The sequence below is a fragment of the Streptomyces sp. NPDC058663 genome (assembly GCF_042716745.1).
Classification (GTDB): Bacteria; Actinomycetota; Actinomycetes; order Streptomycetales; family Streptomycetaceae; genus Streptomyces.
Genome location: NZ_JBHXRV010000030.1, coordinates 59,920 through 69,235, shown reverse-complemented (window position 1 = coordinate 69,235; position 9,316 = coordinate 59,920). Strand labels below are relative to the sequence as shown.

10 protein-coding genes are annotated in these 9,316 nt (G+C 71.1%); 5 read left to right on the top strand and 5 right to left on the bottom strand.

Annotated elements, in window-relative coordinates; genetic code table 11:
• The first annotated feature begins 107 nt into the window (after positions 1–107).
• Positions 108–1,268, top strand: coding sequence for a hypothetical protein (locus ACFWVV_RS22320; protein ID WP_384354331.1), 1,161 nt, complete (start codon positions 108–110; stop codon positions 1,266–1,268).
• A 206-nt stretch (positions 1,269–1,474) separates the two neighbouring features.
• Here ACFWVV_RS22320 and ACFWVV_RS22315 read toward each other — a convergent pair whose 3' ends face one another.
• On the bottom strand, positions 1,475–2,095 hold the full coding sequence (locus ACFWVV_RS22315; protein ID WP_384422767.1) for an SRPBCC family protein: 621 nt from the start codon (positions 2,093–2,095) through the stop codon (positions 1,475–1,477).
• A gap of 189 nt (positions 2,096–2,284) precedes the next feature.
• Positions 2,285–3,316, bottom strand: a complete 1,032-nt coding sequence (locus ACFWVV_RS22310; protein ID WP_384354333.1) for a medium chain dehydrogenase/reductase family protein — start codon at positions 3,314–3,316, stop codon at positions 2,285–2,287.
• 173 nt (positions 3,317–3,489) lie between these two features.
• Between ACFWVV_RS22310 and ACFWVV_RS22305 the strand changes: the two genes are divergently transcribed.
• Together ACFWVV_RS22305 and ACFWVV_RS22300 are read left to right on the top strand one after the other, a co-directional pair.
• On the top strand, positions 3,490–4,170 hold the full coding sequence (locus tag ACFWVV_RS22305) for a TetR/AcrR family transcriptional regulator (RefSeq protein ID WP_384354335.1): 681 nt from the start codon (positions 3,490–3,492) through the stop codon (positions 4,168–4,170).
• A gap of 43 nt (positions 4,171–4,213) precedes the next feature.
• Positions 4,214–5,569: a glycoside hydrolase family 18 protein gene (locus ACFWVV_RS22300; RefSeq protein WP_384354337.1), complete on the top strand. Its 1,356-nt coding sequence runs from the start codon at positions 4,214–4,216 to the stop codon at positions 5,567–5,569.
• A 187-nt stretch (positions 5,570–5,756) separates the two neighbouring features.
• Here the strand turns inward: ACFWVV_RS22300 and ACFWVV_RS22295 are convergent, their stop codons facing one another.
• The 3 genes from ACFWVV_RS22295 to ACFWVV_RS22285 all read right to left on the bottom strand — a co-directional run bounded on the left by ACFWVV_RS22295 (position 5,757) and on the right by ACFWVV_RS22285 (position 7,519).
• The gene (locus ACFWVV_RS22295) at positions 5,757–6,119 is read right to left on the bottom strand and encodes a DUF488 domain-containing protein (RefSeq protein ID WP_384354339.1); all 363 of its coding nucleotides are present in this window, start codon (positions 6,117–6,119) and stop codon (positions 5,757–5,759) included.
• 99 nt (positions 6,120–6,218) lie between these two features.
• Positions 6,219–6,761 (bottom strand): FABP family protein, encoded by a 543-nt coding sequence (locus tag ACFWVV_RS22290; protein WP_384354341.1) that lies wholly within the window; start codon positions 6,759–6,761, stop codon positions 6,219–6,221.
• Positions 6,762–6,859: 98 nt separating this feature from the next.
• The gene (locus ACFWVV_RS22285; protein ID WP_384354343.1) at positions 6,860–7,519 is read right to left on the bottom strand and encodes a GNAT family N-acetyltransferase; all 660 of its coding nucleotides are present in this window, start codon (positions 7,517–7,519) and stop codon (positions 6,860–6,862) included.
• A 104-nt stretch (positions 7,520–7,623) separates the two neighbouring features.
• On the opposite strand from ACFWVV_RS22285, the gene ACFWVV_RS22280 reads away from it, so the two are divergent.
• Positions 7,624–8,244, top strand: coding sequence for an L-threonylcarbamoyladenylate synthase (locus ACFWVV_RS22280; protein ID WP_384354345.1), 621 nt, complete (start codon positions 7,624–7,626; stop codon positions 8,242–8,244).
• 258 nt (positions 8,245–8,502) lie between these two features.
• Complete coding sequence (locus ACFWVV_RS22275; protein WP_384354347.1) at positions 8,503–9,213, top strand: DUF2470 domain-containing protein; 711 nt, start codon at positions 8,503–8,505, stop codon at positions 9,211–9,213.
• The last annotated feature ends 103 nt before the right edge of the window (positions 9,214–9,316 follow it).

Sequence of the window (9,316 nt, the reverse complement as noted above, 5' to 3'; positions counted from 1 at the left end):
CCCGGAACCGGGGTAGGTACGCGGTGCCGCCGCGGCCGGGGCGCTGCTTCCCCTGACGGGTGCACGGCGCATACTGGTCGGGCCCCGCCCCCTCACAGAACGACTCCATGGCGAAAAACAGCAGCTCCACGACCACCGTCCCCGCCACCGCGTGGCTGGCGCGCGGGCGCCATCCCGGCCCCGAGCCGGAGCAGGACGTCCGGCGCAACCTGATCGCCCTGCGGGCCGCGGGTGTGCTCGACGACTTCCTGGAACTGGATCCCGTCGAGGCGGCCCGCTCCACCGCCATGCATCCTCGCGACGGATCCGCCGACCCCGGACCTTCGGCACGCCGGCTCTTCGAGGCGCGCTGGCGCGTGGGCGACGACGTGACGGTGCGTGCGCAGCTGACGACGTTCGACCCCGCGGGGCGGCGCAAGGAGGGCGAGGGCGTGGCCTGGGTGCTCGCCGCCGAGGCGGAGCAGAGCTGGGACGCGTACTGGCCTTCGCCCGCGCTCATGTTCTGGCCCGACAGCGACCGGATCGCCTGGGACCACGACACGGCGGTGACGGGCGTGCGGCTGCGGGCGACGAACCACTTGCCGAAGGACGACGACGACCTCAGACTGCGGCTGCGCGAATGCACCCGGCAGAGCTGGTACCTCCACCTCGTGGTGCACGAGGCGATGACACCGGACGCGCTGGGGCAGCGGCCGGTCTCGGCGTTCCTGCCGCCGAGTCTGCGCCACCAGGTGGTCGAGCACAGGGCCACCCCCGAACAGGCGCAGATCGCCGACTTCGCCGTGAAGCGGGAGCTCAGCGTGCGACTGCCGCGCGGCGGCGCCGTCGTACTGCCCACGGCGACGCGCAGCGCGGGCGAGGACGCGGAACGCTTCACCGTGCGCAATGTCTTCCTGGACGGTTCCACTCCGACCGAACTCCTCGACAGGATCAAGGAGTTCGCGGCCCTTCCGCAGGTGCTGTCGGCCGAGGCCGAGCAGGCGCTGACCCAGCTGCGCCAGGGCTGGCACCTGCTCACACCCGACGAGGAACTGGCTCACGCCCAGCACATGGTCACCCATTACGCGGACGCGCTGGAGGCGATGACGGTCTCCCGCGACCGGTACCGGGAGGCCGCCGAGGCGGCGCATGCCGCGCTGGCCGAGGTCAACGGGGGCGACGGGGTGCCCCGGCCCGCTGTCCCGGCACCGGCCAGGCCCAAGGCCGACGGGTCGCCGCTGGGCGCCCTGACAAAGATGTTCGGCCGCTTCCAGGAGCCGAAGAAGTAGGACGCCGGGGCAGGACATCGGCAGGAGGCGGCGGCCTGGACCGGTTGCCCGGCCGGGCCCCGCAGTCGCTCGGCCGGGCCTGCAGTCGCTCGGCCGGGCCCCGCGGTGGCTCGGGGTCTGCGGTCGCTCGGGGCCACGGTCGCGGGGCGCTTCGCCCGGAAGCCCCCCGCCCGGCCGCTCCCCCGCGCGGCGCGCCCGGCCTTCTGTCAGCGTGCGGCCGTGCCGGGCTTCGGCGTGCCCGGCTTCGCCGTGCGGGCCTCGGCGGTGGTCTTGAGGTCGCGCAGCCATGCTTCGAGTCCGCCGCCGAGCAACTCGGTCGCGTTCGGCAACGACTCGACCTGCTCGCCGCTCCAGGTCTCCACGGTCCGGACGCGGACGCCGCCCCTGACCTTCTGGAACGTCCACAGGTGTACGCCCTCGTCGATACGTGCCCCCTCGCCCACGGCGGGCCCGCTCCACAGGATGCAGGAGCCCTGCTTCAACTGCCGGACGGTGGAGGTGATTTGCATGGTGGTGGCGGGTGTGCTCGGGGTGGGCGGTGCGGGGGTGGTCCAGCGGAACTGCGAGCCCCTGCGCAGCCGCCCGGAGTCGAGGCGCTCCATGGTCCTGACGGGCGGCTGCCAGGACGGCCAGCGCTCCACGTCGGTCTGGAGCTCGAAGACAGTGGCCAGGGGAGCCTTGATCAGGATGTCGGACTCGTAGCGGATGCGCGCGGTGGGGTCGACGCCTTCGCCCCGGCAGGTGGCGGGGGTGGGGTGGTGGGCAGCCCCGGGGGGGGGTGGCAGTGGCTCCCGGGGCGGCAGCCGCGGTGACGCCGGCGACGACAAGGGCGAGCGCGAGGGCGGTGGTGCGGGTGCGGGACATGGGTGTTCCTCTCCTGATGGTCCTGCGGGGTGTGTGCGGAAGCGGCACAGGGTCTGTGCGGGGGGCGCAGGCTCTCTGTGCGGTGGGGTGGGCGCACAGGCTCTGTGCGGGTGGGCGCACAGGCTCTGTGCGCGTGGCGGGCATGGCCGGCCCTACGGGTGGAGCACGACCTTCCCGGCGACCGTGCCGGACTCGGCCAGCCGCAGGGCGTCGCCGGCCCGCACGAGTGGAAGGCTGTCGGCAATCTGGGCGGTGACGTCTCCGCGCCTGAAGGCAGCGAAAACCTGGGTGAGGTCCGTGCGCAGCCGGTCCCGGAAGCGGTTCCTGGCCAGGGCGCGGCCCGCCCAGACGTTGTAGAAGTACGCGCTGCGGCCGTTCGGCAGGATGTTCCACCACCACACCCGGCCGAGGATCTTGAGTACGGGCCACTGCTTGGATCCGCGGTCGTCGCGGGTCGAGGCAGTGCCGTAGGAGACGAGCGTGCCTCCCGGGGCCAGCAGGCGCCAGGAGTCGATGACGCTCCGGCCCCCGACGTGGTCGAAGACGGCGTCCACGCCGCGGGGCGCGAGGTCACGGACCCGGGCGGGGACGTCTTCGGTGCGGTAGTCGACGGGCACCACGCCCCGCTTTCGCAGGGCGGCGTGGTGGCGGGCGGAGGCCGTGCCGATGACCTGGACGCCTGCGGCTCGAGCGAGTTGCACCAGGACGGACCCGACGCCGCCGTTGGCACCGTGCACCAGGATCGTCCGCCCCGCGCGGACACGGGCCTTGCGGTGCAGCATCTGCCAGGCGGTGATCCCGTTGACCACCAGGGTCTCCGCCTCCGCCGCGCCGACGCCGTCGGGCACCGGAACCGTGTCCGCCGCATCCACCAGCAGGTGACTGGCCCAGCCGCCGACCTTGAGGAGTGCCGCCACGCGAGTGCCCGTCAGGCCCGCGTCGACGCCCTCGCCGGTCTTCTGCACCGTGCCGACGACGTCGTAGCCGGGCACGAACGGGAAGGCCGGCTGGTCGTAGTACCTGCCGCGGCGCATCTGCTGTTCGGCGAAGGAGACTCCGGTCGCCTCCATCCTGATCATGACCTGGTGCGGCCCCGGGGACGGGACGCTCCCGTGCCTGACGACGAGCCCTTCCGGCTCGACCTCGCCCGGCAGGACGATCTCGACCAGTCCTTCGACGTTCATGACGACCTCCACTGTGAGACACATCGAGCGATGCGCTCTCGCTTTAGTTATAAGTTGTAACTGCCGCGAGAGCGCACCGTCAAGGGCGCGGGTGATAACCTCTCACTAAATTGTGAGCTTGTAGCTGCCGGGCTTGTCGGCGGCGCGATCAGACACAGAACGGGTGGCATACCGTGACGGATTCCGGCGCGAAGACCCCGCGTGAGCGGTACCGCACACAGGTCCGCGAGGAGGTCAAGGAGCACGCCTGGGAGCAGATCGCTTCGGCGGGCGCGTCGGCTCTCTCCCTCAACGCGATCGCCAAGCGAATGGGAATGAGCGGACCGGCCCTCTACCGTTACTTCGCCAGTCGCGACGAACTGCTCACCGAGTTGATCAGGGATGCCTACCGAAGCCTCGCCGACACCCTCCAGAGGGCTGCCGGCCCGGGGGCCGGGCCTGCCGAACTGGCTCTCGTACTGCGCCGGTGGGCCCTGGACGACCCGCAGCGGTACCTGCTCCTCTACGGCACACCCATTCCCGGCTACCACGCCCCCGACGACACCACCGCGATCTCCTCCGAGGTCATGGGGCTGCTGCTGGACGCGTGCGCCACGGTGCCGCCGCGCATCACGAGGCCGGCTTCGAGCACGGCGTTCACCGCACACCTCGAAGGACACCGGCAGTGGGCCGACGGCCATCCCGCCCCGCCCGAGGTTCTGCACCGGGCGCTGTCCTTCTGGACCCGTCTGCACGGCGTGCTGTCCCTCGAACTCGCGGGGCACTTCGCCGGGATGGAATTCGACCCCGCCCTGCTGTACGCGGCCGAGTTGGGCGATCTCCTCGGCGACGGAAGCCACCCACCGCCCTCGTGAACACCTCTTGACCCCGGCTGGTCCAGACCAATAGCGTCCACGCATGCGTCGAAGACTTCTGAAAGGGTCGGCACTCGTGGCCGCCGCCTGCGTCACTTCGCTCCTCGCCACTGCGGCTCCCTCAGCGAGCGCCGCTCCGCCGCCCGCACCCACTGCCTCGCAGCAGGGTGCGGATCACGGTTCCTCGCCCTCCCTCAAGCGGGTCGGGTACTTCACCCAATGGGGTGTGTACGGCCGCGACTTCCAGGTCAAGGACCTGGACACCAGCGGAACGGCAGAGCGCCTCACCCACCTCAACTACGCCTTCGGCAACGTCGACAAGTCGGGCAAGTGCTTCCTCACCCCGGTCCCGGGGGAGAGCGACCCGTGGGCCGACTACCAGCGCCCGCTGGACGCCGCGTCCTCCGTCGACGGCGTGGCCGACACCGACACCCAGGCCCTCGCCGGCAACTTCCACCAGATCCGCGAGCTCAAGGCCAAGCACAAGGGCCTCAAGGCGCTCATCTCGCTGGGCGGCTGGAGCTGGTCGACACACTTCTCGGACGCCGCGCTCACTCCCGCCTCACGCAAGGCGCTCGTCTCCTCCTGCATCGACCTGTACATCAAGGGCAACCTGCCCAAGGACGGCGCACGCGGCGGTGACGGGGCCGCGGCCGGGGTGTTCGACGGCATCGACCTCGACTGGGAGTGGCCGGGATCGGCGGGCGACGCCGACACGGTCCACCGCCCCGAGGACAAGCAGAACTTCACCGCGCTGGTGCGGGAGTTCCGCAGCCAGCTCGATGCTTACGGCAAGCAGCAGCGCAAGCACTACGAGCTGTCCGCGTTCGTGCCGACCGCCGAGGACAAGATCGACGCGGGCTTCGAGGTCCGCAAGATCATGAAGGACTTCGACTTCGTCAACCTCCAGGGCTACGACTTCCACGTCAGCGGTGAGAAGAAGACGGCGCAGCAGTCCGCGCTCTTCGCCCGGAACGACTTCAGCGTGCACGGCACGGTGGAGTCCTGGCTGGAGCGCGGCGCGCCCGCCCGCAAGCTGGTCGTGGGCATGCCGTTCTACGGCCAGGGCTGGACCGGAGTGACCGGTGGTGGCAACGGCCTCGGCAAGCCCGCCGCCGGCCCCGCCCCCGCCAAGTGGGCGGCCGGGTACGCGGACTACAAGGAGCTCAAGCCCCTGGTGCAGGAGGGCAGGTTCAAGGTCCACCGGGACCTGCTGCGCGGTCACGCCTGGCTGTTCGACGGCACGACCCTGTGGACGTACGACGATCCGCTGGTGCTGACCACCAAGGCCGCCTACGTACGGGCCCGGGGCCTGGGGGGTGCCATGGCGTGGTCGCTGGACGGTGACACCGGCGACGGCGAGCTGATGCGCGCCCTCGACAGGGGGCTCGGCCGCTGAGTGCCCGTCAAGGACCGGCCGCCGGACCGCGGCCGGGGTCCGTCTCCCCGCCCGTGGCCCGCGCCGCGGGCGGGGAGTGCGGTTTTCGGGCACGGGCCTGGGGCAGGGAGACGACGATCGTTCCGCACACGGGCCTCGGACAGGAAGATGCACGTTCCGCACACGGGCTCGAGTGGCGGGCGGTGGTTTACAGCTGTCGCAGGAGCACCGAGGTGTGGCTGTGGTCAGGGTCCTTGGCCGCGGTGAGCAGGGTGAGCGGGCCCCGGGCGGCCAGCTCGCGCAGGTGGAGCAGCGCGCGGGCGGCGTCCGGGGCCTCGAGTTCGGCCTCGTAGCGCCCGGTGAACTCCTCGAAGGCGTCCCGGTGGCTGTGGAACCAGTGGCGCAGGTCCGTCGAGGGGGTGACGTCCTTGAGCCACTCGTCCAGGTGTGCGTTCTTCTTGGTCACGCCCCGGGGCCAGAGCCGGTCGACGAGGATCCGCTGTCCGTCGTCGTGGCTGGGAGGATCGTAGATCCTGCGCACCTGGACGCGGTGGTGGCGCGGCTGGCTCACGAGTACCTCCGGGGTGGCCGGCTTCGGGCCGGAGCGTAGGGCTGCCCAGTGTCACCGCCCGCTCCGCCGGGGACCGGTATTGCGGCGCGCGCGTCGCTCCTATGCCTGGCGGTGCAACTGCGCCGAGAGATGGTGCTGAAGGCTCTGGCCGACCGCCGCCAGGTCGTGGGCGAAGCCGAGCGTCCCGTCATCGGCGAGGGTGTAGCGGCGGCGGGTGGCGTCGACCTGCTTGGCGGTGGGGGCGAGGGCCACTTCGTGAGTCGTGAGGTCGATCGTGCGGCCGTCCGCGCGGCCGACCATGATTTCCGCGATCCCGGTGGGCTGGGTGATGAGGGCCTCCACCCTGCCGTCTGCCTGGAGCCGCCACCAGCCGCTCTCCCGGGCAGAGGGGCGCAGCGCGGTTCCCTCGGCATCGATGAGCCAGGCCCGTGCCTCGTACCGGACGAACGGGCGGCCGTCGTGAGTGAGGGTCACTTCCTGTGCGTAGGTGAACCCCTCGGCGAGGGTGGGGTACTCACCGGCACCGCGGCCGTGCCAGGTGCCCAGGAAGCCGAGCACCGGGGCGAGCAGGTCGTGCGGTGCGGGCGTGCCCTCCGCGGAGCGGCTGTCGGGGTACGGGTGCGTGGGGACGGGGTCGGACACTTGCGCTCCTGTGGTCGGGGTCGAGTGGCACGCGACGGGTCCGCGCCCGGTGAGTGGGATTACCCGCACAGCGCCGGGCCGGGCCGCGACCACGCACTCTACGGACCCGGGGTCGGTCCGTCCTCCGGCGTCGTGGGGCCTGCGGGAGCCGCCGCGGGGGCTTCGTCGGGCCGGCGCACCGCCGCGGTGTCGTCGTGCCAGTCCACGGCCGTGACCGTGCCCGACTCCCAGTCTCTGCGCAGAATCGCGTACCCGACCGCGTCATGGAGGTTGCCGTCAGCGGCGGGCCAGGACTCCCTGTAGTGCGATTCCTTGACGTATCCGCAGCTCAGGAAGGTACGTCGCATGGGGACGTTGTCCTGCCTGGTGGTTCCCTCGATACGCCGGATGTCGTGGAACCCGCTGAACAGCCAGTGCGTCAGCCAGGACAGGGCGGCCTTCCCGACGCCGCGCCCCCGGTACGCGGCCCCGACCCGCAGATCGAACATCGGTGCGGGGTCGGCAAGGTCGAACAGCCGGATCAGTCCGACGAGTTCCGCACTCCCCCCTTCCTTGCCCGCTGCGTCGGCCGGGCCGCTGTCCCTCACCAGGAACACCCTGCTGTCCCGGGCGGTGGGGCCCTCTTCCGCACAGCGCCGCCGTACAGAGTCCGCGTCCAGCACCGGCGTGCTGTGAAAGGGCCAGGTCTCTCCGGTCAGGAAGCCGACGAGGGCGTCCGTGTCGGCCGGTGCGGCGAACCGCCGGTAACTGAGGGGCATGAGCCGCACTCTCAACAGGCGGTCCGGCGCCCGAAAACCAGTTTCCGGCGGCGTCGGGCCGGGCCGTCGACCGCCTTCGTACGGTGATCGCCTAGACTCGGCCAATGGCGAAGTATTTCGACGTACACCCTGAAAACCCCCAGCCGCGCACGATCAAGAGCGTGGCGGACAGCATCCGGTCCGGCGCGCTCGTCGCGTATCCGACGGACTCGTGTTACGCGCTGGGAAGCCAGCTCGGCAACCGCGACGGCATCAACCGGATCCGGTCGATCCGCAATCTCGACGACCGTCATCACTTCACTCTCGTGTGCCATGACTTCGCGCAGCTCGGCCAGTTCGTGCAGCTCGACAACAAGGTATTCCGCAGCATCAAGGCAGCCACACCAGGCAGTTACACCTTCATCCTCCCGGCAACGAAGGAGGTGCCCCGCCAGCTGCTGCACCCGAAGAAGAAGACCGTGGGCGTGCGGATCCCCGAGCACGTCGTCGCGCAGGCACTGCTGGCCGAACTCGGCGAGCCGCTGCTGTCCAGCACGCTGCTCCTGCCCGACCAGGAAGAGCCGATGACACAGGGGTGGGAGATCAAGGAGCGTCTCGACCATGTGGTGGACGCGGTGATCGACTCCGGGGACTGCGGCACGGTTCCGACCACTGTCGTGGACTTCTCCGACGGCGAGGCCGAGATCGTCCGCCGCGGGGCGGGTGACACCTCGCGTTTCGAGTAAGAGCGAGGCGGCCTCGGATTCCTGGGGGCGGGGTTCCTCGGTGCGGGCTCCTGGGTGCGGGGTTCGTCGGTGCGGGCTCCTGGGGGCGGGGCTCCTCGGTGCGGGTTCCTCGGTGCGGGACCCGGGAGCGCGGGGGCGGGTTAGGGACTCCTCGGTTCGGGTCGTCGGCGGGTCCTCCCATCCGCGATCACATTAGGTTAGGCTTACCTAAGTAGCCCAGCCTGGTGTTCCCCACCGCTGCCCTCCTGGAGATTCCGCATGCGCCTGCCCCGCTCCCGCACCCCGCAGCCGACCAGTGCCGAACGCGTCCGGTCCGTACTGGCCGCCGCGCATTCGATGACCGTCGTCAGCGAGGGCCTGTCCACCGAAGTGCGCAGGCTCGACGGAGCGGGAGTCATGAGCCGCATCCACATCCACGCCCCCACGCCGCACCTCCCTCCCGGGCCGGGCAGCGAACGCATCCCGGTCCGGCTGGAGTTCACCGACATCGCTCCCACGCCGGTACGGGACCGGGTCCGGGCACGGGTGACCGTCACCGGTCTGCTCGCCGGCCCGTACCGCGTGACCGATTCCGACGAGAGCACCTGCATGGAGTTCGGGCAGGCCGTCATCGAGGATGCCGACGGGCGGGACTTCGTCACCCTGGAGGAGCTGGAAGCTCTCGCTCCGGACCCGCTGGCAGCCTGCGAGGCGGGGATGCTGACCCATCTCCTCGATGCGCACGCCGAATTGATTCCGCTGCTGCTGCGGCTCGTCCGCACGCCGAGGACGGCCAAGCCGACCCGGGTCATGCCGCTTGCCATGGACCGGTACGGCATCACGCTGCGGCTGGAGTGCCCGCGCTCGCACACCGACGTACGGCTGGCATTCCCGACCCCGGTGACCGACGCCGACCAGGCGGGGCCGCAGATCCAGGGCCTGCTGCGCGCGGCACGCAGGATGTCCCACCCCAACCGGCTGCCCGCGTAGCCGCTCCCCGGGATTCCTGCGGGCGGGAGGCCACGGCGTACGCCCCTTCCCCCTGGTGCATGACGCACGTACATTCGGCTCCTCCATGACGGGCCGACAGGGA